The sequence below is a fragment of the Streptomyces sp. NPDC111606 genome (assembly GCF_055656945.1).
In genome coordinates this window covers 156,831-180,446 of record NZ_JBVKBY010000015.1, presented here as the reverse complement: position 1 = coordinate 180,446, position 23,616 = coordinate 156,831, and the positions used below count along the sequence as shown (strand labels likewise).

Genomic DNA, 23,616 nt, shown 5'->3' with positions numbered 1-23,616 from the left:
CTCAGTGGCCGGAGCCTGCCGCCAGGTGGCGGCGCACGCAGCCCTCGGTCCACTCGGGGGTGAAGTCGCTCCTCTCGGTGAGAACGGCCTGCTCGGCACCCTCGGAGTGCGCGCCGATCGTCGCTCCACTCCACCGGTCGAGCCACTCAACCGGCCGTCGGTCCACCAGGTGGCCGCCGATCCGCGTCTCCTCAGGACGCCCCGGCCGTAGCCGTACGTATACGGAAATCGGTCCAAGGGGCCAGCTCCAGCTCGTCGTTCGTCTCCTCGTACCAGCCAGTGCCGTCGACCCAGGCGCGCAGCCAGTCCGTGAGGCTCGGGGCGTCCACGTACCAGGCCCCGTCGGCGTCGTCGGCGTTGGGTTCGAAGAGGAGGACGGTGGCCTGTGGGCTGTGGCAGTCCACGCACGCGTACATCGCGCAGCCCCAGTGGGATATCGGCAGAACGCCCTCAGGCCAAGGCCAGTCGAGGTCCTTGCGGCCGTTCTCGCGGTTGGCGAGGTACTGGATGACGGCGGCGGGTTCGCCGGCCGGAGAGCTGTCGAGCAGGGGCAGCAGGCCGTACTCCGGACCGAATCCGCCGTCTCCAATACGCAGGTAGAGGTCGGCGAGCAGCGGGTGCAGGCCGAAGCCGAGAGCGGCCTCGGCACGTGCCACGGTGGCCGCGTCCACGGGCTCGGGGAGCAAAGTCCAGCCCCACGGTCGGGTGTTGCGGGCCTTGTCCGCCACCCTCGTCAGCAACTGCTCGTTCTCGGTCATGCGTTCATGATGCAAGCCGCCACTGACAATCGAGCGGGCCTGTGGATAACCCCGAGGTTGTGGAAAAACCCGTGGCTATCGCTCGGCGCGGTTCGCACGCCCCGGCACGGAGCGCCCGCCCCCGGCGCGCTTCGCCCGCCCCCCCGCTCGATTCCCCCCAACTCGCCCCTACCCGCTGCGAGCCGCTACCAGCCCTGAGCGAACGGCTGGTCTGACGGCACGATTTCGCGGCCCAGCGGGAAGAGCGACACCGGGATCAGCTTGAAGTTGGCGATGCCGAACGGGATGCCGATGATCGTGATGCACAGCACGATGCCGGTGGCGATGTGGCCGAGGGCCAGCCACCAGCCCGCAAGGACCAGCCACAGGACGTTGCCGACGCACGACGGCGCTCCGGCGTCGCGGCGTTCGATCGTGGTGTATCCGAAGGGCCACAGCGCGTAGACGCCGATGCGGAAGGCCGCGATGCCGAACGGGATACCGATGATGGTGATGCACAGCAGTAGGCCCGCGGCCAGGTAGGCGATGAACAGCCAGAAGCCGCTCAGGACGAGCCAGATGACGTTCAGGATGGTCTTCATCGGGGTCCTGCCATCTTTTGGAGTCGGGCGATACGGTCCGCCATGGGTGGGTGGGTGGAGAACATCTTGGAGAACCCCTGACCTGGGCGGAAGGGGTTCGCGATCATCATGTGACTGGCCGTCTCGATGCGGGGCTCGGGGGGCAGCGGGAGCTGCTTGGTGCCGAGTTCGAGCTTGTGCAGGGCGCTGGCGAGGGCGAGCGGGTCGCCCGTGAGCTGGGCGCCGGACGCATCCGCCTCGTACTCCCTGGAGCGGCTGATGGCCAGTTGGATGAGCGTGGCGGCGAGCGGGCCGAGGATCATGATCAGCAGGATGCCGAGGATGCCGGGGCCGTCGTCGTCATCGGAGCGGCCGATCGGGATCAGCCAGGCGAAGTTGACCAGGAACATGATCACCGAGGCGAGGGCGCCGGCGACCGACGAGATCAGGATGTCCCGGTTGTAGACGTGGCTGAGCTCGTGGCCGATGACGCCCCGCAGTTCGCGCTCGTCGAGGAGGCGAAGGATTCCTTCGGTGCAGCACACGGCCGCGTTGCGCGGGTTGCGGCCCGTCGCGAACGCGTTCGGCGCCTCTGTCGGGGAGATGTAGAGGCGGGGCATGGGCTGGCGGGCCTGGGTGGAGAGCTCGCGGACCATGCGGTACAGGGCCGGGGCCTCGAACTCGCTGACCGGGCGGGCGCGCATCGCGCGCAGCGCCAGCTTGTCGCTGTTCCAGTACGCGTACGCGTTCGTGGCCAGCGCGATCAGGACCGCAATGACGAGCCCCATCCGGCCGAAGAAACTGCCGATGACGATGATGACTGCGGACAGTCCCCCGAGGAGGACTGCGGTCCTGAGCCCGTTGTGCCGGCGGTGCACGGTACGCCCTCCAAGTGGTGCGGCAGGGGAACCCTTTGCTGGTCGATCTCCGATGCCACTGGTGCCGTGGTCTCACGTCCAGTGGACCCTTCTGTACTGGTCAACGCCAGGCGAGGGCCACGGGTTCCCTTGTGCGCAGGGCTGCGGGCGTGGGCCGTCCGGGTGAAGGCGCCGGCGCACGGCTACGCGCGCGTGGGGGTCGAGTGATCCACGCGCGCGTACAGGAAGTGGGCCGGAGGCTCAGAAGAGCCCGGTGTCGGCGAAGCGCAGGATCAGCTGGGGGGCTCCGGACAGGGCGATGCCGACGACGCCGGTGACGGCCATCGCGGCCGTGAGCGGCGCGGGAAGGAGGTGCCTCCCTGCCTCCCCCTCGGGCGCTCGGAACAGCAGGGCCGTCCACTGGAGGTAGTAGAACAGCGCGATCACCACGTTGACGGCCATGACCACGGCCAGCCAGCCCAGGCCCGCGTCGACGGCGGCGGAGAAGACCGTGACCTTGGCGAAGAGACCGATGATGCCCGGCGGGAGCCCGGCCAGGCAGAGCAGGAAGAAGGCCAGGATCAGGGCGGTCAGGGGGTTGTGGGAGTACAGGCCGCGGTAGTCGCTGATGCGGTTCAGGGACTTCGTACGGCCGACCAGGGCGGCCACTGCGAAGGCGCCGAGGTTCACGGCGGCGTACATGAGGGCGTAGGCGACGGTGGAGCCGATGGCGCGCTCGCCGTCGTCGGAGTACGCGGCGGCGGCGATCGGCACCAGGAGGTAGCCGGCCTGGCCGACGGAGGACCAGGCGAGCAGGCGTACCGCGCTGTACGCGCGCGTGGCCTGCTGCCGGAGGGCTCCGACGTTGCCGACGGTCATGGTGAGGGCGGCCAGTGCCGCGAGGGCCGGGCCCCAGACGTCGGCGTACGACGGCAGGGCGATGACCGTGACGAGGATCAGGCCGGTGAAGCCGACCGCCTTGCCGACGACCGAGAGGTAGGCGGCCACCGGTAGGGGCGCCCCTACGTAGGTGTCCGGGACCCAGAAGTGGAAGGGGACAGCGGCCGTCTTGAAGGCGAAGCCGACCAGGGTGAGGACGACTCCCGTCTGGACCAGGGTCTCGAGCTGTCCGTCGACGTTCTGGATCCGGTCGGCGATCTGCGTGAGGTAGAGGGTGCCGGTAGAGGCGTACACGAAGCTGATGCCCATGAGGCTGACCGCGGTCGCGGTGACCGAGGACAGGAAGAACTTCAGGGCCGCTTCGGAGGACTTGCGGTCACCGAAGCGGAGGCCGACCAGCGCGAAGGCCGGAAGCGAGGCGACTTCGAGCGCGACGATGAGGGTCGCCAGGTCCCGGGAGGCGGGCAGCAGAGCGGCGCCGGCGGCGGAGGAGAGCAGCAGGAACCAGTACTCCCCTTCGGGGAGTTCCTTGTGTGCGTCCTTGAGAGCGGTGACCGACAGGAGCGCCGCGAGGAGGGCGCCGCCGAGAACCAGGAACTGGATCACGAGAGTGAAGCGGTCGGCCGTATAGCTGCAGACCGCGGCGTCGCCGTTCAGGCAGAAGGTGGAGCGGTCGCCGTCCAGAAGGGGCAGCAGCAGGACGATGGAGGCGGCCAGGCCGGCCACGGATGTCCAGCCGAGCAGGGCCTTCTTGTTCTCGGCAACGAACAGGTCGGCGACGAGGACCACGAGTCCGACGACCGCCGCGACGGTGGGCGGCGCGATGGCGAGCCAGTCGACTGACTGGACCACCGACTCGGCCAGGGGCTGGGCCAGGGAGCTCATCGGGTGCCTCCTGCGAGGAGCTGCTGCACGGCCGGGTCGGTCAGGCCGAGGAGGGTCTTCGGCCACAATCCGGCGACGACGGTGAGGGCGACGAGCGGGGTCCAGGCCGCGAACTCGTAACTCTGGACGTCGGCGAGCTTCGGGGCTTCCTGCGAAGCGGCACCCATGCAGACGCGGCGGACCACGACAAGCAGGTACGCGGCGGTGAGCAGGGTGCCGAAGGCGCCGATCGCCATGAAGGTCAGGAAGGCCGGCCGACTGAGCTGGGCCGCGGGCTCGAACGCGCCGAACAGCGCGAGCATCTCGCCCCAGAACCCGGCGAGGCCCGGCAGCCCGAGCGAAGCGACCGCGGCGAACGCCAGGAGGCCACCGAGGCGGGGCGTCTTGGCGTAGAGGGCCGCGCCGGTCTTGTCGGCGAGGGTGTCGAGGTCGGTGGTCCCCGTACGGTCCTTCAGCGCGCCGACCAGGAAGAAGAGGAGGCCGGTGATGAGGCCGTGGGCGATGTTGGCGAACAGGGCGCCGTTCACGCCGGTCGGGGTCATCGTGGCGATGCCGAGCAGGACGAAGCCCATGTGGCCGACGGAGGAGTAGGCGATCAGGCGCTTCAGGTCGCCCTTCGCGCCCCGCTTGGCCAGGGCGAGGCAGGCCAGGGATCCGTAGATGATCCCGACGACGGCGAACGCGGCGAGGTAGGGCGCGAAGTCGGCGAAGCCGTCGGGGGCGATCGGCAGGAGAATCCGGACGAACCCGTACGTTCCCATCTTCAGCAGGACGCCGGCCAGCAGAACCGAGCCGACGGTCGGGGCGGCGGTGTGGGCGTCGGGCAGCCAGCTGTGCAGGGGCCACATCGGCGTCTTGACCGCGAGCCCGATACCGATCGACAAAACGGCGATGACCTGCACGGATGCAGTCAGGGACCGGCCGTTGTCAGTGGCGAGTGCCACCATGTCGAATGTGCCCGCCTTGATTCCGATCAGGAGCAGGCCGAGCAGCATGACCACGGAGCCGAGCAGCGTGTAGAGGATGAACTTCCAGGCGGCCGCGGCCCGGCCCTCGCCGCCCCAGCGGGCGATGAAGAAGTACATCGGGATCAGGACCATCTCGAAGGCGAGGAAGAAGAGCAGCAGGTCGAGGACGGCGAAGGTGGCGAGGGTGCCGGACTCCAGGACGAGCACCAGTGCGACGAAGGCCTTCGGGGTCGGGCCCGCAGGCATCTTGAAGTACGAGTAGAGCGCGCAGAGGAAGGTCAGCAGCGCGGTCAGCACCAGAAGGGGGAGGGAGATGCCGTCGATGCCGAGGTGGATGCGCACGTCGAGTGCGGGGATCCAGCTGATGTCCGTGCTGGCCTGCATCTTCGACGGCTGGTCGTGGTCGAAGCCGAGCACCAGGACGATCGCGGCAATGAGGACCGCGCCGGTGACGGTGACACCGTGCCGGAGCACGGCCTGCTCGGGTGACTTCCCTTTCAGCCCGGGCGGAGCGGGCAGAAGAGCTGCGGCGGCGCCGAGGAGCGGGCCGACGACGACGAACGCCAGAAGGACCTGCATCACGGACTCGTTGATATCGATCACGCCTGCTCACGCTCCCGTGGCGACGAGGACGGCGGCGACCGCCAGGACGACGGTGCCGGCGAGCAGCGCGCTCACATAGGTCTGCACATTGCCGGTCTGGGCACGCCGTACGGCGATGCCGAGCCAGCGGGGTAGAGCACCCGCGCCATGCACGTAGGTGTCGACGACCTCGCGGTCGAGAAACCGGACGAGACTCGCGCCGGCCTGGACCGGGCGGACGAACAGGGTCCGGTACACCGCGTCGAGGTGGAAGCCGACGGCGGCATGCCGGTGCAGCGGGCCGAGCAGCAGCCGGCCCGGGTCTGCCGGGTCGGGCGCGTAGGCCACACCTCCGTACACGGGCGCGTGGCTGGCGATGGCCTCGGCCTCGACTTGGGCGGCGTCGCCCTCGGGGTGGGCCGCGACCGCACCCAGCGGGACGCGTGCCGCCACGGCCGCGAGGTGGCGCCAGGCCGCGTAGGTGACGATGCCGCCGACGAGGGCCACGCCCGTGCCGAGGACCGAGGTGGTGAGGGTCGGGGCGAGGTCGCGGCCGTCGAACCAGTCGGGGAGCACGCGGTAGGCGAGGGCGCCGACAGCGAGGGACGGGACGGCGAGCACCCACAGCACGACGGTCATCGTCAGGGGCTGCCTACCGTGGTCGGGGGCCTCGGCACCGTGGCCGTGGAAGGCCAGCAGCCACAGGCGCATCGCGTAGGCGGCGGTGAGCAGGGCCGTGAGCAGGCCGGTGACGAGGACGATCCAGCCCGCGACACCGGGGGCGTGCTCGGTGTGGCCGGTGGCGACGTGCTCGGCGGCACCGAGGACGGACTCCTTGGAGAAGAACCCGCTGAACGGCGGGATCGCGGCGAGCGCGAGGAGCGCCACGGTCATCGTCCAGAAGGCGTCCGGGACCCGGTTGCGCAGGTGGGTCATGCGGGACATGGCGGCCAGCGAGTTGGTGCCGGCGGCGTGGATGATCACGCCGGCCGCGAGGAACAGCAGCGCCTTGAAAGCACCGTGGGACAGGAGGTGGAACACGGCGGCACCGCGGTCGGCGACGGCGAGGGCGCCGGTCATGTAGCCGAGCTGACCGATCGTCGAGTAGGCGAGGACGCGCTTGATGTCGTCCTGGGCGAGCGCGGCGATACCCGAGCCGACCATCGTGACGGCGGCCATGACGGCGAGGACGATCATCGCGGCCTGGGAGGCCTCGAAGACCGGGAGGAGACGCGCGACGAAGTAGACACCGGCGGCGACCATCGTCGCGGCGTGGATCAGCGCGGAGACGGGCGTCGGACCCGCCATCGCGTCGGGGAGCCAGGTGTGCAGCGGGAACTGCGCCGACTTGCCCGCCACACCCGCGAGGAGCAGCAGGGCGATCAGCGTCGGGTGGTCGAGTCCGCCGCTCGCGACGGTGCCGAGGATCTTCGTGATGCGGAAGGACCCGGCGTCGGTGGCCAGCGCGAACAGGCCGATGAGGAAGGGGACGTCACCGAGCTTGGTCACCAGGAACGCCTTGATGGAGGCGGCGCGGGCCTCCGGGGTCTCCCAGTAGTGGCCGACCAGGAAGTACGAGCAGATGCCCATGATCTCCCAGCCGACCAGCAGCACCATCAGGTCGCCGGAGTAGACGACGAGCAGCATCGCCGAGGTGAACAGGGAGACGAGAGCGGCGTACGAGGGGTAGCGCGGGTCCTCGCGCAGGTAGCCCGTGGAGTAGATCTGCACACAGGTGGCGACGACGCCGACGAGTACGGCGACGAGGGCGGCGAAGCCGTCGATGTACAGGGCGAGGTCGACCGGGACCGAGCCGGTGGGTGTGAGTTCGGTGGCGGCGTTGATCGCCTGGTCTCCGCCCTGACGCACCGCGACCACCGCGGCGAGGACGAGGGACGTCAGCGTCGGCAGGACTGCGAGCGGGCGGACGAAGCCGGGAGCGGTGCGGCCCAGGAGCAGGCCGGCCGCGGCGCCGAGGAAGGGAAGGAGGGGGACTAGGACGGCGAGGGTGGTCGTGGTCACGCGGTGGCCTCGGCCTTCTCGGCCTGCGGGGCCGTGGAGGCGTCGCGGTCGGGCCCGTCGGTGTCGTGGCTCTCGGCGGTGTCGCGGAGCTTGTCGATGTCCGCGGTGCCGCGATTGCGGTGGACGGCGAGGACGATCGCCAGGCCGATGCCGATCTCGGCGGCGGCGATGGTGATGGTGAACAGGGTCAGCGCCTGGCCGGAGTGCAGGGTCTCCTCGGCGGTCTTGCTGAGCCAGACGTCGAAGGCGACCAGGTTGAGGTTGACGGCGTTGAGCATCAGCTCGACCGACATCAGGACCAGGATCGCGTTGCGTCGGGCGAGCACGCCGTACAGGCCGGTGCAGAAGAGGAGGGCGGAGAGTACGGCGGGATAGGCGAGGTGCATCAGCGGGCGCCTTCCTGCTCGGCCGGATCGGTTCCCTCAACCGGCTTGTTTCGCCCGGTCGGGTGATTACGGGAATCCGGGACGGATGGGGAACCACCGGACACGGCGCGGGAGTTCACAGAGGGAGAGCCCGACTCGGTCTTCGCCTTGCGGGACAGGACGATCGCGCCGACCAGGGCCGCGAGGAGGAGCACGGAGAGGGCCTCGAAGGGGAGGACCCAGTTCTGGAAGAGGCTCTCGCCGGTGGCCTTGGTGGAGCCGGCGGCGGGGCCGTCGAGGTCGATCCAAGTGGTGCGGAAGGCATCCACGACCACCCAGATCAGCGTGGCCGCGGAGGCGACGGCCACGGTGAGGGCGGCCCAGCGGTTGCCGGAGTCGGCGTCCGGGGAGCGGCCGATGGGGGCCCTGGTGAGCATCAGACCGAACAGGAGGAGGACGACGACGGAACCGACATAGATGAGGACCTGCACCCAGGCGATGAACTCGGCGGTGAGCAGGAGGTACTCGACGGCGAGGCCGCCGAGCGTGACCACCAGCCACAGGGCGGCGTGCACCAGCTGCCGGGTGGTGACGGTGACCAGCGCGGCGCCGAAGGTGACCAGCCCCACCAGGAGAAAAACGATCTCGACGCCGGTCGGGGAGAGGAAGCCGTGAGTGTCGGCGGCCAGGTTCAGCGCGGTGGAGGTGGGGGTCACGACTCCCCCTCGTGCGGCTCGGTCGCCTCGGTCGGCGCGGCCTCCGCAGCCTGCGTGGCCGCCAGCTTCTCGGCGGTCTTGCGAGCTGCGGCGATCTCCTTGGGCTCCTCGGCGCCGGGGTCGAGGGCGGGCGGGGCCGGCACGGTCCACATCCACTCACGGAGCTTGTCGCGCTCGTGGGTGAGCTCGCGGATGTCGGTCTCGGCGTACTCGAACTCCGGGGACCAGAACAGGGCATCGAAAGGACAGACCTCAATGCAGATACCGCAGTACATGCACAGGGAGAAGTCGATGGCGAAGCGGTCGAGGACGTTGCGACTGCGTTCGCGGCCGCCAGGGGCCGCCGCCGGGACCGTCTCCTTGTGGGAGTCGATGTAGATGCACCAGTCCGGGCACTCGCGGGCGCAGAGCATGCAGACCGTGCAGTTCTCCTCGAACAGGCCGATCACGCCACGGGTGCGGGGCGGAAGGTCGGGCTGGGTGTCCGGGTACTGCGCGGTGACGGACTTCTTCGTCATCGTGCGGAGGGTGACGGCCAGGCCCTTGGCCAGGCCACTGCCAGGAATCGATCGGCGGGGCCGCCCGGAGGGCGTCGTTGAGTGGTGGTGGTCGGGTGACGGGCGGGACATGGTTACTGGATCACCACCTTGACGATGCCGGTGAGGGCGATCTGGGCGAGGGAGAGGGGGACGAGGAGGGTCCAGGAGAGCTTCTGGAGCTGGTCCTCGCGCAGGCGGGGATAGGTGACGCGGAGCCAGATCACGAGGAAGGCGAGGACGGCCGTCTTCAGCAGGGTCCAGACCCAGCCGAGGCCGTCGGCGCCCCAGGGTCCGTGCCAGCCGCCCAGGAAGAGGACCGTGGTCAGGCCGCACAGGACGACGATTCCGGCGTACTCGGCGAGAAGGAAGAGAGCGAAACGCAGACCGGTGTACTCGGTGTAGGCGCCGAAGATGATCTCCGAGTCGGCGACGGGCATGTCGAAGGGGGGTCGCTGCAGCTCGGCCAGGCCGGCGACGAAGAAGACGATCGCGCCGACGATCTGCCAGGGCAGCCACCACCACTCGAAGGCCTCGAGGATGCCGGGGAGGGAGACGGTTCCGGCAGCCATCGCCACGGAGGCGGCGGTGAGCAGCATCGGAAGTTCGTAGGCGAGGAGCTGAGCGGCGGTGCGGAGGCCGCCGAGGAGGGAGAACTTGTTGGCGGAGGCCCAGCCGGCCATGAGTGAGCCGAGGACGCCTACGCCCATGACCGCCAGGACGAAGAAGATGCCCGCGTCGATGACCTCGCCGACTGCGCCCTCGCTGGGTCCGATGGGGATGGCGAGGAGGACGAGCAGGTACGGGAGGAGGGCCACAGCGGGGGCGAGCTGGAAGATGCGGCGGTCGGCGCCTGCCGGGACGACGTCTTCCTTCTGCGCGAACTTCACGCCGTCGGCGACGAGTTGGGCCCAGCCGTGGAAGCCGCCGGCGTACATCGGGCCGAGACGGCCCTGCATGTGGGCCATCACCTTGTGCTCGGTCTGGCCGATGAGCAGGGGGAAGGTGAGGAACACGACGAAGACGATCAGGAGTCGCAGGGTGACGTCGAGCGCGTCGTTCACTGCGGGCCTCCTGAGGGGTCTGTGCGGTCCGGGTGGTCCGTGTGGTTCGGGTGGTTCGGGTTCTCGTCGGTGGAGTCTGCGGCGTCTTCGGCGTCTTCGGGCGTGACTGCGGGGTCGGATGGGCCTGGCTTCGCCGGGGTCTCCGACGGTGACTCGGCCTCGGGCTGGGCCTCGGCTTCGGTCTGGGCCTCGGCTTCGGCCTGGGTCTGGGTCTGCTCCTCGGCCAGGCTCTTCGGCTCGGGCTCAGGCTGCTGATCGGCTTCGGGCCGTGGCTCGACTGCCGGTTCGTCGAAGGCCGGGCGGGCGTGGTGCCAGGGGGCGTCCGAGCTGCGGGGGGTCGAGGGGAGCTTGGGAGTGGCCGACGGGGTGGAGGGGTTGGTGGCTTCGTCGGCCGTGTCAGCCGACGCCCCATCCGTTGCAGCCGCCTTGGACGCAGCCGCGCCGGAAGCAGCTGTATCCGACGCCGCCTCGCGGGATGCCTCCACATCGGAAGGGGTCCGCTGACTCGCCGAGCCCTCGTCTGCGCTCCGGGTGCGGCGCGGCGTGGTCGACGTGCCTGACGGGGTTGCCTGCGCACCGGTGCCCGCCGGGGACCCGCCGCCCGCCTCCGGCGAGTTCTCGGAGTCCATAGCGGCCACCTCGCCGGCCGACGCCTCGGCTGCCGGAGCCGTCTCCTGCTGAGCCGTAGCGGGCGTCTCCCTGCCCGCCTCCTGCTGGCTGACCGACCCTTCGGCTGCCGTGCGCGCACGCCGGGCCGCACCCGTCGCGGGCGCTGCACCAGCCAAGGGTTCCGTCTGGCTGGCCGAACCCTCCGCCGCCGTACGCGACCGCCGCGCCGCACCCGCAGCAGCAGCGCCCGTCGGAGCCCCACCCGCAGCCGGGGCCTCCGCCTGGCTCGCCGAACCCTCCGCCGCCGTACGCGACCGCCGCGCCGGACCCGCAGCAGGAGCGCCCGGCGGAGTCCCACCCGCAGCCGGCGTCTCCGCCTGGCTCGCCGAACCCTCCGCCGATGTGCGTGCTCGTCGGACCGGTCGCTCGCCCGCTGCGCGGGTCGGCCTTTCTCCGGGCGTGCGTGCCGCGCCGCGGGCCGGGCGGGCCGGGGCAGGGGGGAGTTGGCCCTTCAGGGGGCCCCATTCGTTCGGGTCGGGGACGCCGGGGGGCAGCATTTGGCGGCGTTTGGGGCCGCCGTGTTCGGACTCGCCGGGTTCCTTGGCGCCGGGCCAGGCCTTGGCGACGCGGGCGGCCAGGACGAAGTCCTTGCGGAGGGGGTGGCCCTCGAAGTTCTCCGGGAGGAGCAGGTGGTCGAGGGCGGGGTGGTCGGTGAAGGCGACGCCGAACATTTCGTGCGTCTCGCGTTCGTGCCAGGCCGCGCCCGCGTAGACACCGATCGCGGAGGGCAGGGTCGGCGCCTCGTGCGGGACCGTCGTGCGGACCAGCAGGCGCCGTACCGGAGACAGGGCGGCGACGTGGGCCGCGACGCGGAAGCCCGTGCCGGGTTCGTCGACGGCGCTCAGCCAGTCGAAGTAGGTGCAGCCCAGCTCGTCGCGGGCTGCTTCAAGTGCCGGGATCCAGGACGTCGGGGGGACGTCGACTGTCAGGACCTCGTAGGACTCCTCGGCCGTGGCCTCCGGGCCGAAGAGGTCCTCGACGGGGGCGGGCAGCCAGCCGATCGTCGTCATCGGTCGGTCTCCCCCGCGCTTTCGGCACCCGTTCCGCCGGCGCCGGGCGCCTCCGGCCCGCGCACGAGCCCACTCTGCAACGCCGCCGTGGAGGGCCGGGCCGTGCCGACGCCGTACCGCTCCCCCAGCGACTCCCGCGCGATCTTCTCCTGGAGCTTCAGGATGCCCTGGAGCAGTGCCTCGGGGCGTGGCGGGCAGCCGGGGACGTAGACGTCCACCGGGATGATCTGGTCGACGCCCTTGGTGACGGAGTAGGAGTCCCAGTACGGGCCGCCGCAGTTCGAGCAGGCGCCGAAGGAGATGACGTACTTCGGCTCGGGCATCTGTTCGTACAGGCGCTTCACGGCCGGGGCCATCTTGTCGGTGACCGTGCCCGAGACGACCATGAGGTCGGCCTGCCGGGGGCCGGGCGCGAAGGGGATCACGCCGAGGCGGATGAAGTCGTGGCGGGCCATCGACGCGGCGATGAACTCGATCGCGCAGCAGGCGAGCCCGAAGTTGAAGACCCAGAGCGAGTAGCGGCGGCCCCAGTTCAGGATCACCTTCATCGGCTCGGGGGCGAGGCGGGCCAAGGCGCCCAGCCGCTTCGGCTCCGGGAGCAGAACGGGCTCCGGCGAATCCACTTCCGCGCGCTCCGGCGAGTTCACTTCTGGCGTCACGTCCATGCCAGGACGCCCTTCTTGTATGCGTAGAGCAGGCCCACGGCCAGGAAGCCGAGGAAGATGAACATCTCGACGAGGGTGGTCGCGCCGTAGCCCGGGTCGGCGAACACCGTCGCCCAGGGGAACAGGAAGATCGAGTCGATGGCGAAGATCACGTAGAGGAAGGCGTAGACGTAGTAGCGGACCTGGGTGTGGGCCCAGCCCTCGCCGACGGGGTCGACGCCGCACTCGTACGTCAGGAGCTTCTCGGGCGTGGGGACCACGGGGCGCAGCAGTCGGCCCGCCCCGAAGGCGACAGCGACGAACAGCACGCCGATGACTGCGAGCAGTCCGACGACCGAGTAGGACTGGAAGTAGTCCGCCGAGACGACGACGTAATGCACATCCGCCGCGACGACGACGGTCTGTTCCGACACGTCCGCCCCTCGCTCCCTGACCTCGTTGCCTACCAGTGTCCTGCGACCTGTGTTCTCGTGAACACCGCTGTTCGACGATCTGTACGCACGGGAGTCTAGGCCCTGCTAAAGACAGCGTAAGCAGCCCGTCACACGTTGAGATCTCGTCGAGACTCGCCCCAGGACGCCGCACGTCCGTCGTCGGGATACGGCGGCCGATCCCCGGCCGGTCGCGAGGTTCGGCGCGGGGGTGGGGATTTCCCCCGGAAGACCGCGGCGGTCCGCCTCATGGCGCGGCGGCGCACCGCGCGGCACGCTAGCCCATATGACCGAAAGCCCCAGCCCTTCGTGGGACGCCTCCCGGCGTTCCGAGGGTGACCAGCCGCCGCTGCCGCCCGCCCGTTTCGCCTACGACCGGCACACCTGGAAGGAGATCGCGCACCTCCTGGCGAACCTTCCGATGTCGCTGCTCGGCTTCGTCTACGTCGTGACAGTGCTGTTCACCGGTGCATTGCTGACGCTGACGGTGATCGGGTTCCCGCTGCTCGCCGCCGGCCTGCTGGGCGCGCGGCAGTTGGGCAAGCTGGAGCGCTCACGCGCGCGTGCGTTGCTCGGGTTGCAGGTGGACGAGCCGAGTCGGCTGCCGTTGCGCGGCGGCAAGGACGGCTTCTTCCCACAGCTGTGGCTGGCGCTGAAGGACCCCGTCGGCTGGCGCACGATCCTGTACGACTTCATCCGCCTGCCCTGGGGCGTCCTCACCTTCACCATCACGCTGACCTCGCTGTTCGTGCTGTGGCCGGTGCTGCCGTTCATCGCGCGGGGCCTGGCGAACGCGGACCGGGCGATGGTGCGGAGCCTGCTGTCGCCCTCCGACGAGTTGGAGCGCCGTATCGCCGAACTGGAGTCGGACCGAGGGGTCGTGGTGGACACGGCCGCGGCCGATCTGCGGCGCATCGAGCGCGACCTGCACGACGGCGCTCAGGCCCGTCTGGTCAACCTGGCCATGGGGCTGGGCCTGGCCAAGGAGAAGCTGCTGGAGGACCCCGACGTGGCGGCGTCGATGGTCGCGGAGGCGCACGGCGAGGTGAAACTGGCGCTTCAGGAGCTACGGGATCTCGCCCGCGGCATCCATCCGGCCGTCCTGACCGACCGCGGCCTGGATGCCGCCCTTTCGGCGGTCGCGTCGCGCTGCACGGTGCCGGTGAAGGTGACCGTCGGCCTGCCGTCCAGACCGGCCGCGGCCATCGAGGGCATCGCCTATTTCACCGTCTCCGAACTGCTGCAGAACGTCAGCAAGCACAGCGGGGCGAAGTCGGCGTCGGTCGACGTGTGGCGTTCGGACGAGCGGCTGCTCATCCAGGTGTGGGACGACGGCCGCGGGGGCGCGCGCCTCGACGGCGGCACGGGCATGCGCGGTCTCGCCGACCGGCTGGACGCCGTGGACGGCCTGTTCGTCATCGAGTCACCCCTGGGCGGCCCTACGACTGTGACGGCGGAGCTGCCCTGGCGCGATCGCGTCCCCGGGCAGGGGTAGCGCAGGGGTAGGGAAAACCCCCCGTTCAAGACGCCGACGGCCTCCATGGTCCGTGGACCTGCGGCGCAGCAGGGTTGGAGATACGACGGCACAGCCCCGGGGCGGGGCTGACGGGACGAGGAGAACGGACGACGCCGATGGCCACGGAGTACGGACAGGGCTACGGGCAGGGCTACGGGCACGGGCTCGATTACCCCGAGCACGGCCTTCCCGAGCAGGGTGGCGAGCGACGGCACCGGCTGCCGGCCGGGCTGCGGGCGCCGTTCGAGGCACGCAGTTGGCGGGAGTTCGGGTATGTGCTGCTGAGCCTGCCGATCAGCATCATGCTGTTCGTGTACGCCATCACGATGGTGTCGCTGGGAGCGGGCCTGCTGGTGACGTTCCTCGGCGTCCCCGTGCTGGCGGCGGCGCTCGCCGGCTGCCGGGCCTTCGGGGCGCTGGAGCGGGCACGCGCGCGTGCGTTGCTGCACCTGGAGGTGGCCGACCCGGAGCCGCTGCGCATGCGTCGGCGCGGGTTCATGGCGTGGATGGGCGCCGTACTGAAGAGCGGGACGTCGTGGCGGAGCGTGCTGTACGCGGTGCTGCACTTCCCGTGGGCGGTGTTCTCCTTCGTCGTCGCGGTGAACGTCTGGGCGTACGGCTGGGCGCTGCTGACGTATCCGCTGTGGTTCTGGGTGTTCCCGATGTGGGCCGGACAGGACGGCCTTCAGGTGTACGGCGACGAGACGCACCAGTTCTACCTCGACAACCCCTTCGAGATCACGGTCACCGCGCTGGTGGGCCTGCTGTTCACGCTGGCCACGCCGTGGATCGTGCGGGCGCTGACGCAGGTGGACCGGCTGCTGGTGCACGGCCTGCTCGGCCCCTCGCGGCTGGCCACGCGTGTGGTGGAGCTGGAGTCGGACCGCGGTGTCGTCGTCGATACGGCCGCTGCGGACCTGCGGCGCATCGAGCGCGACCTGCACGACGGTGCCCAGGCCCGCCTGGTGGCTCTGGCCATGGATCTGGGTCTGGCGAAGGAGAAGCTGACGGAGGACCCGCAGGCGGCGGCGCGGATGGTCGACGAGGCGCACGGCGAGGTGAAGACGGCGCTTCAGGAGCTGCGAGATCTGGCCCGCGGGATCCATCCGGCCGTCCTCACCGACCGAGGACTGGACGCGGCCCTGTCTGCGGTGGCCTCGCGGTGCACGGTGCCGGTGGAGGTCCAGGTGGATCTGGAGGAGCGGCCGGTGCCGGCGATCGAGGGGATCGCCTACTTCACGGTGTCGGAGCTGCTGCAGAACATCAGCAAGCATGCGCGGGCCACATGGTCGGCCGTGGATGTGTGGCGGGTGGAGAACCGGCTGATGCTGCAGGTCGTGGACAACGGGATCGGCGGCGCCGACATATCCGGGGGATCGGGGCTCGCCGGGCTTGCGGAGCGGCTGGACGCGGTGGACGGGATTCTGGTGGTGGACTCGCCGGTCGGTGGGCCTACGCGGGTCACGGCGGAGCTTCCCTGGCGGACCGTGTAGCCGCACCTTGTAAGCCCACTGTGCAGTTCGACAAAAGTCATTGGCCTGGAGCGGACCTCGTCCGCCTCCAGGCCATCGTCACGCCCCCCACGGCCCTGCTTCGGTCCCGGCTCTTCGGCCCCGGCTCTCCTTCGGTCTCTTGCGCGCGAGTGCTCCCCGAGCACGCGCCCCCAAAGACGCCTCCTTTGTCCACAAGCGATCCCGTCCGGCTCGGGCAGGTTATCCACAGGCCCGGTGACGGAGAGCAGATCGCGGGATACTGAGGTCGCGAGGACGACAGGGCCGGGGCACACTCGGCCGAATGCCGAGGCACGGGGGGCCGGGGATCGTGGAGGACAGGGTGCGGGTGGTCATCGCCGAGGATTCGGTGCTGCTCAGGGAGGGGCTGACCCGGCTGTTGACCGACCGGGGGCACGAGGTCGTGGCCGGCGTCGGGGACGGCGAAGCGTTGATCAAGACCATCACGGAGCTGGACGCGCAGGGCGAGCTGCCGGACGTGGTGGTGGCGGACGTCAGAATGCCGCCGACGCACACCGACGAAGGCGTGCGGGCGGCCGTGCAGCTGCGCAGGACGCACCCCGGACTCGGGGTACTCGTACTGTCGCAGTACGTGGAGGAGCGGTACGCCACGGAACTGCTGGCCGGTTCCAGCCGTGGGGTCGGCTATCTGCTCAAGGACCGCGTGGCGGAGGTTCGGGAGTTCGTGGACGCCGTCGTGCGGGTGGCCCAAGGGGGTACGGCCCTCGACCCGGAGGTCGTCGCCCAGCTGCTGGGCCGCAGCCGTAAGCAGGACGTGCTGGCGAGGCTCACCCCGCGGGAGCGGGAGGTCCTGGGGCTGATGGCGGAGGGGCGGACCAACTCCGCGATCGCCCGGCAGCTGGTGGTGAGCGACGGTGCCGTCGAGAAGCACGTCAGCAACATCTTCCTCAAGCTCGGACTGAACCAGAGTGACGGGGATCACCGACGCGTTCTCGCGGTCCTCACCTATCTGAACTCCTGACGGACTGACACCGTGTCAGTCAAATAGGCAACCGCTCGCGCGGCACCCACCGAACAGACCGGCCGACAAGCACGAAAGCGGCAACCGAACAAAGAACAGGGAGCGTCTTCAAAAGAAGCGCCGGGGGGCGTGTAAATCATGACAAGTCAGGGTGGCGAACCAGCGCAAACCGACGTCCGTCATGCGAATGGCCCAGGGAGGGCGACCTTTGCGGACGTAGGGTTGATCCTGGGAAGGCTTGCGGGAAGGCCAGCGCAGACAGCCGCCTCGAAGGAGGTCCAGTTCAGTGACCAGCCAGGTCAGTAGCCCAGCGGAGCAGGCCGACGAAGCCGTCGTGGGAGAGCAGCGCAAACCGGCAGGGACGAAGGACGTCCGCCGGCTGGACCGGGTGATCATTCGTTTCGCGGGGGACTCGGGCGACGGTATGCAGCTCACCGGCGACCGTTTCACCTCGGAAACGGCGTCCTTCGGCAACGACCTGTCGACGTTGCCGAACTTCCCGGCCGAGATCCGCGCTCCCGCCGGCACTCTGCCGGGCGTGTCCTCCTTTCAGCTGCACTTCGCCGACCACGACATCCTGACCCCGGGCGACGCACCGAACGTGCTGGTCGCGATGAACCCGGCGGCCCTGAAGGCCAACATCGGCGATCTTCCACGAGGCGCGGAGATCATCGTCAACACGGACGAGTTCACCAAGCGGGCGATGCAGAAGGTGGGCTATGACACCAGCCCCCTGGAGGACGGCTCGCTCGACGGTTACAGCCTCCATCCGGTGCCGCTGACCACGCTGACGGTCGAGGCGCTCAAGGAGTTCGACCTCACCCGCAAGGAGGCCGAGCGCAGCAAGAACATGTTCGCGTTGGGCCTGCTGAGCTGGATGTACCACCGGCCGACGGAGGGCACCGAGAAGTTCCTGGCGTCGAAGTTCGCCAAGAAGCCGCACATCGCGGCGGCGAACATCGCGGCCTTCCACGCGGGCTGGAACTTCGGGGAGACGACCGAGGACTTCGCCGTCTCCTACGAGATCGCGCCGGCGACGACGGCCTTCCCGGTCGGCACCTACCGCAACATCTCCGGGAACCTCGCCCTGTCCTACGGGCTGATCGCCGCGTCCCGCCAGGCGGATCTTCCGCTCTACCTGGGCTCGTATCCGATCACCCCGGCCTCGGACATCCTGCACGAGCTGAGCCGGCACAAGAACTTCGGTGTGCGGACCTTCCAGGCCGAGGACGAGATCGCGGGCATCGGTGCGGCGCTGGGTGCGGCCTTCGGCGGTTCGCTGGCGGTGACCACGACGTCCGGCCCCGGTGTGGCGCTGAAGTCGGAGACGATCGGGCTGGCGGTGTCGCTGGAGCTGCCGCTGCTGGTGATCGACATCCAGCGCGGAGGGCCCTCGACGGGGCTGCCGACCAAGACGGAGCAGGCGGACCTGCTGCAGGCGATGTTCGGCCGCAACGGCGAGGCGCCGATCCCGATCGTCGCCCCGTGCACCCCGGCCGACTGCTTCGACGCGGCTCTGGAGGCGGCGCGGATCGCGTTGACGTACCGCACTCCGGTGATGCTGCTGTCGGACGGCTATCTCGCCAACGGCTCGGAGCCCTGGCGGATCCCGGAGCTGGAGGAGCTGCCGGATCTGACCGTGCAGTTCGCGCAGGGCCCGAACCACACCCTGGAGGACGGCAGCGAGGTCTTCTGGCCGTACAAGCGCGACCCGCAGACCCTCGCCCGGCCGTGGGCGATCCCGGGCACGCCGGGCCTGGAGCACCGGATCGGCGGCATCGAGAAGGAGGACGGCACGGGCAACATCTCCTACGCCCCGGCCAACCACGACTTCATGGTCCGCACCCGCCAGGCCAAGATCGACGGCATCGAGGTACCCGACCTGGAGGTCGACGACCCGCACGAGGCGAAGACGCTGGTGCTGGGCTGGGGATCGACGTACGGCCCGATCACGGCCGCGGTCCGCCGACTGCGCACCGCCGGCGAGTCGATCGCGCAGGCGCATCTGCGCCATCTGAACCCGTTCCCGAGCAACCTGGGCGTGGTACTCGGGCGCTACGAGAAGGTGGTGATCCCCGAGATGAACCTCGGCCAGCTCGCCACCCTGGTCCGGGCGAGGTACCTGGTGGATGCCCACTCGTACAACCAGGTCAACGGCATGCCGTTCAAGGCGGAACAGCTCGCCAAGGCTCTCAAGGAGGCCATCGATGCCTGAGACGTCCACGGAAGGCACGGGCACGATCGAGGCACTTTCGCTGATCCCCAGGGCCGAGGCCCGCCAGTCCATGAAGGACTTCAAGTCCGATCAGGAAGTGCGCTGGTGCCCCGGTTGCGGTGACTACGCGATCCTTGCCGCGGTCCAGGGCTTCATGCCGGAGCTGGGCCTTGCCAAGGAGAACATCGTCTTCGTGTCGGGCATCGGCTGTTCGTCGCGCTTCCCGTACTACATGAACACGTACGGCATGCACTCCATCCACGGCCGCGCCCCCGCGATCGCGACCGGGCTGGCCACATCGCGCCGAGACCTGAGCGTGTGGGTGGTGACGGGCGACGGTGACGCGCTGTCGATCGGCGGCAACCATCTGATCCACGCCCTGCGCCGCAACGTCAACCTCAAGATCCTGCTGTTCAACAACCGGATCTACGGCCTGACGAAGGGCCAGTACTCCCCGACCTCCGAAGTCGGCAAGATCACCAAGTCGACGCCGATGGGCTCGCTGGACGCGCCCTTCAACCCGGTGTCCCTGGCCATCGGCGCGGAGGCGTCCTTCGTGGCGCGGACGGTCGACTCCGACCGCAAGCACCTCACGCAGGTGCTGCGCGAGGCGGCCGCCCACCGGGGTACGGCACTGATCGAGATCTATCAGAACTGCAACATCTTCAACGACGGCGCCTTCGAGGTCCTCAAGGACAAGCAGCAGGCCGAGGAGGCCGTGATCCGGCTGGAGCACGGGCAGCCGATCCGCTTCGGCACCGATGGCGCCCGCGGCGTCGTACGGGACCCGCAGACGGGCGACCTGAAGGTCGTCACCGTGACCCCGGAGAACGAGTCGCAGATCCTGATCCACGACGCCCATTGCGCATCCCCGACCACCGCCTTCGCCCTGTCCCGCCTGGCCGACCCGGACACCCTGCACCACACCCCGATCGGCGTGCTGCGCTCGGTGGAGCGGCCGGTGTACGACACGCAGATGGCCGACCAGCTGGACACGGCGATCGAGCAGAACGGCAAGGGGGATCTGGCCGCGCTGCTGGCGGGTGGGGACACCTGGACGGTGGTGGGCTGACCGGCACGTTCGAAGAGAGTCGAGGGCCTGGATGTCGTACGGCATCCAGGCCCTCGGTCGTTCCGGCCTGGTCCTGCCGGGGCCTGGGTCCTGCCGACTCCTGGGATCGGTCGACTGCTGAGTCCTGTCGTTCAGGAGCCACTCCAGGCGCCCGCTCTAGGAGCCGCTCTTACGCGCGTCGTACGCGTCACGCGCCTTCTCTACGTCTTCCATCCGGTCCTTGGTCCACAGCGCCAGTCCGCGCACTTGTTCCGCCGCCTCGCGGCCCAGGTCGGTCAGGGAGTAGTCGACCCGCGGTGGGATCACGGGCTGGGCGTCGCGGTGGATCAGGCCGTCCCGTTCCAGGGTCTGGAGGGTCTGGGTCAGCATCTTCTCGCTGACCCGGCCGATCGCCCGGCGCAGTTCGCTGAAGCGGTAGGGGCGTTCCATCAGTTCGATCAGGACAAGGACGCCCCAGCGGCTGGTGACGTGCTCCAGGACCAGGCGGTAGGGGCACATCTGCTCGCCGATGTCGTACTTGCTCGTCGTCACGCTCACCGCGTCACTTACTGCCATACCAGTACCTTACTTCAAAGTGGGTACTTTCGTCGAGTTAGTGCACCTCCTAGGGTTAGTGCCAACGCACCCCACAAGGAGTTCTGATCATGAGCATCGTCGTCACCGGAGCCACCGGACACCTCGGCCGCCACGTCGTGGAGCAGTTGCTGGAGAAGGTTCCGGCCGACCAGGTCACCGCCGTCGTCCGCACTCCCGAGAAGGCCTCCGACTTCGCCGAGCGCGGCGTGAAGATCGCCGTCGCCGACTACAACGCGCCCGAGACCTTCGACGGACTGTTGGCTTCCGGCGACAAGGTGCTGCTCATATCCGGCAGCGAGGTGGGCAGCGACCGCATCGGCCAGCACAAGGTCGTCATCGACGCCGCAAAGGCAGCCGGTGTCGCCCTGCTCGCCTACACCAGTGCCCCCGGCAGCCTCACGGCCGCCCTCGCCGACGACCACCGCGGCACCGAGAAGGCACTCCTGGAGTCCGGGCTGCCGTACGCGTTGCTCCGCAACGGCTGGTACCACGAGAACTACACCGAGAACCTCGCCCCGGTCCTGCAGTACAACGCCGTCACCCACGCCGCCGGCGAGGGCCGCGTCTCCTCCGCCCCCCGCGCCGACTACGCGGCCGCCGCCGTCGCCGTACTGACCGGCGAGGGGCACGAGAACCAGACGTACGAGCTGGGCGGCGACGTCGCCTGGAGCCTCGCCGAGTACGCCGCCGAGCTGAGCCGGCAGACCGGCAAGGAGATCGCCGACAACCGCGTCTCCGCCGACGCCCTCGTCGGCATCCTGGCCGGCGCGGGGCTGCCCGAGCCGTTCGCCGTGATCCTGGCGGGTGTGGACGCCTCCATCGAGAAGGGCGAGCTGGTCGTCGGCAGCGGAGACCTGTCCCGGCTGGCCGGCCGTCCGACCACGCCGCTGGCCGAGGCGATCGCGGCCGGACTCAAGGCCTGAGATCCCATGAACTGACTCCCCCGGTTCTTCCTGGGCGCGTCACCCTCGCCTGTCATGACCGTATGGCGATACGGGCATGACAGGCGGGGGCATTCGGCGTTACCTTCGTGCAGACCGTCGTATGGGCGCGGTCCGGTGTGTGCGCGAAGGAGGGGCCGTGAGCGGGAAGTCGCAGGGAGAGCGGCGTATAGGACTGCTGAACGGCTTCGCCGCGTATGGGATGTGGGGGCTCGTTCCCCTCTTCTGGCCTCTTCTGAAGCCCGCCGGCGCGGCCGAGATCCTCGCGCACCGGATGGCCTGGTCCCTCGTCTTCGTGGCGGTCGCGCTGGTCTTCGTGCGGCGCTGGGCCTGGGCGGGTGAGCTGATACGGCAGCCGCGGCGGCTGGCGCTCGTCACCGTTGCCGCGGCCGTGATCACCGTCAACTGGGGCGTCTACATCTGGTCCGTGAACTCGGGACACGTGGTCGAGGCGTCCCTCGGGTACTTCATCAATCCGCTCGTCACCATCGCGATGGGCGTGCTGCTGCTGAAGGAGCGGCTGCGGCCGGTGCAGTGGACGGCGGTGGGGGTCGGCCTCGCGGCCGTGATCGTGCTGACCGTCGGGTACGGGCGGCCGCCGTGGATCTCCCTCGTCCTCGCCTTCTCCTTCGCCACGTACGGGCTGGTGAAGAAGAAGGTCAACCTCGGCGGCGTCGAGTCGCTGGCCGCGGAGACCGCGATCCAGTTCCTGCCTGCCGTGGGGTATCTGGCCTGGCTGGCGACGCACGGGGAGTCGACGTTCACCTCGGAGGGGCCCGGGCATGTGGCCCTGCTGGCGGCCACCGGCGTCGTGACCGCCCTGCCGCTCGTCTGCTTCGGCGCAGCCGCGATACGCGTGCCGCTCTCGACGCTGGGGCTGCTGCAGTACCTGGCGCCGGTCTTCCAGTTCCTGCTCGGCATCCTGTACTTCCATGAGGCGATGCCTGCCGAGCGGTGGGCCGGGTTCGCGCTGGTGTGGCTGGCGTTGACCTTGCTGACGGCCGATGCGTGGCGCTCCGCGCACCGGGGCAGGGTGGCCCGGCTCAGCGTGCCGCGGGTGGAGAAGCCGGCGTCCGCCGCGGTGGACGCCTGAAGCACCGGCGGGCTGAAACTGGCCGCACGGCGGACACCGGACAGGCCGAGACTGCCCGCACCGGCGGACACCAGACGGACCGAGACTGCCCGCACCGGCGGACACCAGACGGACCGAGACTGCCCGCACCGGCGGACACCAGACGGGCTGAGAGTGCCCCGCCCCGGCGATTCTCATTGCGGCCCCCTCCCTCACCCCATATGAGTGGTCGCATGACACAGGCACCGAAATCCACCTCCGCGCCCGCCCCCCTCCACTGGAAGCTCGTCGTCGACAGCGCCAACCCCCAGTCCCAGGCCGACTTCTGGGCCGCCGCGCTGCACTACGAGGTCGAGGACAACGGCGCGTTCATCGAGCGGCTGCTGGAGCTCGGCGTGCTGCCGCGGGAGGACGTCGTCGAGTTCCACGCGCGTCTCGCCTTCCGGGACCTGGTGGCCGTACGGCATCCGGACGACCCGTACGACAAGGACAGCGGGACCGGGCTGGGGCGGCGGGTGCTGTTCCAGCGCGTGCCGGAGGCGAAGTCCGTCAAGAACCGGCTCCATCTCGATCTGCACGCGGCGGCCGGGGAGCGCGAGAGCGAGGTCCAGCGGCTGCAGGGGCTGGGGGCGAGTGTGCTGCGGCACGTGAAGGAGCCGGGCGGGGAGTGGGCGGTGATGGCGGATCCGGAGGGGAACGAGTTCTGCGTGCAGTGAGGCATGCCGGACCCTCAAACCCCCTCC

At 69.8% G+C, this 23,616-nt stretch carries 23 protein-coding genes; 8 read left to right on the top strand and 15 right to left on the bottom strand.

Annotated features, from left to right (window positions below):
- Position 1: 1 nt before the first annotated feature.
- The 14 genes from ACZ7M7_RS39970 to ACZ7M7_RS39905 all read right to left on the bottom strand — a co-directional run bounded on the left by ACZ7M7_RS39970 (position 2) and on the right by ACZ7M7_RS39905 (position 12,970).
- Complete coding sequence (locus ACZ7M7_RS39970) at positions 2-166, bottom strand: hypothetical protein (protein WP_472125787.1); 165 nt, start codon at positions 164-166, stop codon at positions 2-4.
- 25 nt (positions 167-191) lie between these two features.
- Entirely contained in the window at positions 192-758 is a 567-nt protein-coding gene (locus tag ACZ7M7_RS39965; RefSeq protein WP_472125785.1) for an SMI1/KNR4 family protein, read from the bottom strand.
- Between the two features lie 185 nt (positions 759-943).
- On the bottom strand, positions 944-1,339 hold the full coding sequence (locus ACZ7M7_RS39960) for a YccF domain-containing protein (protein WP_383610034.1): 396 nt from the start codon (positions 1,337-1,339) through the stop codon (positions 944-946).
- Positions 1,336-2,196 carry a zinc metalloprotease HtpX gene (gene htpX / locus ACZ7M7_RS39955; protein WP_328424705.1) on the bottom strand — a complete coding sequence of 287 codons (861 nt, stop codon included), beginning with the start codon at positions 2,194-2,196 and terminating at the stop codon, positions 1,336-1,338. The genes ACZ7M7_RS39960 and htpX overlap by 4 nt, the downstream gene beginning before the upstream one ends.
- A gap of 240 nt (positions 2,197-2,436) precedes the next feature.
- Positions 2,437-3,960: an NADH-quinone oxidoreductase subunit N gene (locus ACZ7M7_RS39950; RefSeq protein WP_472125783.1), complete on the bottom strand. Its 1,524-nt coding sequence runs from the start codon at positions 3,958-3,960 to the stop codon at positions 2,437-2,439.
- Positions 3,957-5,531, bottom strand: coding sequence for a complex I subunit 4 family protein (locus tag ACZ7M7_RS39945; protein WP_472125780.1), 1,575 nt, complete (start codon positions 5,529-5,531; stop codon positions 3,957-3,959). The genes ACZ7M7_RS39950 and ACZ7M7_RS39945 overlap by 4 nt, the downstream gene beginning before the upstream one ends.
- Before the next feature lie 6 nt (positions 5,532-5,537).
- On the bottom strand, positions 5,538-7,532 hold the full coding sequence (locus ACZ7M7_RS39940; RefSeq protein ID WP_472125777.1) for an NADH-quinone oxidoreductase subunit 5 family protein: 1,995 nt from the start codon (positions 7,530-7,532) through the stop codon (positions 5,538-5,540).
- Positions 7,529-7,918: an NADH-quinone oxidoreductase subunit NuoK gene (nuoK, locus tag ACZ7M7_RS39935; protein ID WP_383610047.1), complete on the bottom strand. Its 390-nt coding sequence runs from the start codon at positions 7,916-7,918 to the stop codon at positions 7,529-7,531. The genes ACZ7M7_RS39940 and nuoK overlap by 4 nt, the downstream gene beginning before the upstream one ends.
- Positions 7,918-8,592 carry an NADH-quinone oxidoreductase subunit J family protein gene (locus ACZ7M7_RS39930; RefSeq protein ID WP_472125883.1) on the bottom strand — a complete coding sequence of 225 codons (675 nt, stop codon included), beginning with the start codon at positions 8,590-8,592 and terminating at the stop codon, positions 7,918-7,920. Before ACZ7M7_RS39930 ends, nuoK begins: the two co-directional genes overlap by 1 nt.
- Before the next feature lie 17 nt (positions 8,593-8,609).
- Entirely contained in the window at positions 8,610-9,131 is a 522-nt protein-coding gene (locus ACZ7M7_RS39925) for a 4Fe-4S binding protein (protein ID WP_383610052.1), read from the bottom strand.
- A gap of 113 nt (positions 9,132-9,244) precedes the next feature.
- Positions 9,245-10,213: a complex I subunit 1/NuoH family protein gene (locus ACZ7M7_RS39920; RefSeq protein ID WP_383610055.1), complete on the bottom strand. Its 969-nt coding sequence runs from the start codon at positions 10,211-10,213 to the stop codon at positions 9,245-9,247.
- Positions 10,210-11,892, bottom strand: coding sequence for an NADH-quinone oxidoreductase subunit C (locus tag ACZ7M7_RS39915; protein WP_472125772.1), 1,683 nt, complete (start codon positions 11,890-11,892; stop codon positions 10,210-10,212). The genes ACZ7M7_RS39920 and ACZ7M7_RS39915 overlap by 4 nt, the downstream gene beginning before the upstream one ends.
- Positions 11,889-12,557: an NADH-quinone oxidoreductase subunit B gene (locus ACZ7M7_RS39910; RefSeq protein ID WP_472125769.1), complete on the bottom strand. Its 669-nt coding sequence runs from the start codon at positions 12,555-12,557 to the stop codon at positions 11,889-11,891. Before ACZ7M7_RS39910 ends, ACZ7M7_RS39915 begins: the two co-directional genes overlap by 4 nt.
- On the bottom strand, positions 12,548-12,970 hold the full coding sequence (locus tag ACZ7M7_RS39905) for an NADH-quinone oxidoreductase subunit A (protein ID WP_328424719.1): 423 nt from the start codon (positions 12,968-12,970) through the stop codon (positions 12,548-12,550). Before ACZ7M7_RS39905 ends, ACZ7M7_RS39910 begins: the two co-directional genes overlap by 10 nt.
- 304 nt (positions 12,971-13,274) lie before the next feature.
- Between ACZ7M7_RS39905 and ACZ7M7_RS39900 the strand changes: the two genes are divergently transcribed.
- From ACZ7M7_RS39900 to ACZ7M7_RS39880, 5 genes are all read left to right on the top strand, one after another.
- Positions 13,275-14,483: a sensor histidine kinase gene (locus ACZ7M7_RS39900; RefSeq protein ID WP_472125763.1), complete on the top strand. Its 1,209-nt coding sequence runs from the start codon at positions 13,275-13,277 to the stop codon at positions 14,481-14,483.
- Between the two features lie 137 nt (positions 14,484-14,620).
- On the top strand, positions 14,621-15,997 hold the full coding sequence (locus ACZ7M7_RS39895) for a sensor histidine kinase (protein WP_472125760.1): 1,377 nt from the start codon (positions 14,621-14,623) through the stop codon (positions 15,995-15,997).
- 301 nt (positions 15,998-16,298) lie between these two features.
- Complete coding sequence (locus ACZ7M7_RS39890) at positions 16,299-16,997, top strand: LuxR C-terminal-related transcriptional regulator (protein WP_383610069.1); 699 nt, start codon at positions 16,299-16,301, stop codon at positions 16,995-16,997.
- Between the two features lie 286 nt (positions 16,998-17,283).
- Entirely contained in the window at positions 17,284-19,212 is a 1,929-nt protein-coding gene (locus ACZ7M7_RS39885) for a 2-oxoacid:acceptor oxidoreductase subunit alpha (RefSeq protein ID WP_383630858.1), read from the top strand.
- Entirely contained in the window at positions 19,205-20,284 is a 1,080-nt protein-coding gene (locus tag ACZ7M7_RS39880) for a 2-oxoacid:ferredoxin oxidoreductase subunit beta (RefSeq protein WP_472125756.1), read from the top strand. Before ACZ7M7_RS39885 ends, ACZ7M7_RS39880 begins: the two co-directional genes overlap by 8 nt.
- 156 nt (positions 20,285-20,440) lie before the next feature.
- On the opposite strand, the gene ACZ7M7_RS39875 is transcribed toward ACZ7M7_RS39880, so the two are convergent.
- Complete coding sequence (locus ACZ7M7_RS39875) at positions 20,441-20,839, bottom strand: winged helix-turn-helix transcriptional regulator (RefSeq protein WP_383610077.1); 399 nt, start codon at positions 20,837-20,839, stop codon at positions 20,441-20,443.
- A gap of 89 nt (positions 20,840-20,928) precedes the next feature.
- Between ACZ7M7_RS39875 and ACZ7M7_RS39870 the strand changes: the two genes are divergently transcribed.
- The 3 genes from ACZ7M7_RS39870 (at position 20,929) to ACZ7M7_RS39860 (ending at position 23,589) form a co-directional block, all read left to right on the top strand.
- Positions 20,929-21,783, top strand: a complete 855-nt coding sequence (locus ACZ7M7_RS39870) for an SDR family oxidoreductase (RefSeq protein WP_472125753.1) — start codon at positions 20,929-20,931, stop codon at positions 21,781-21,783.
- Between the two features lie 121 nt (positions 21,784-21,904).
- Complete coding sequence (gene rarD, locus ACZ7M7_RS39865) at positions 21,905-22,894, top strand: EamA family transporter RarD (protein WP_383610082.1); 990 nt, start codon at positions 21,905-21,907, stop codon at positions 22,892-22,894.
- Between the two features lie 212 nt (positions 22,895-23,106).
- The gene (locus ACZ7M7_RS39860; protein WP_383610085.1) at positions 23,107-23,589 is read left to right on the top strand and encodes a VOC family protein; all 483 of its coding nucleotides are present in this window, start codon (positions 23,107-23,109) and stop codon (positions 23,587-23,589) included.
- Positions 23,590-23,616 lie beyond the last annotated feature (27 nt).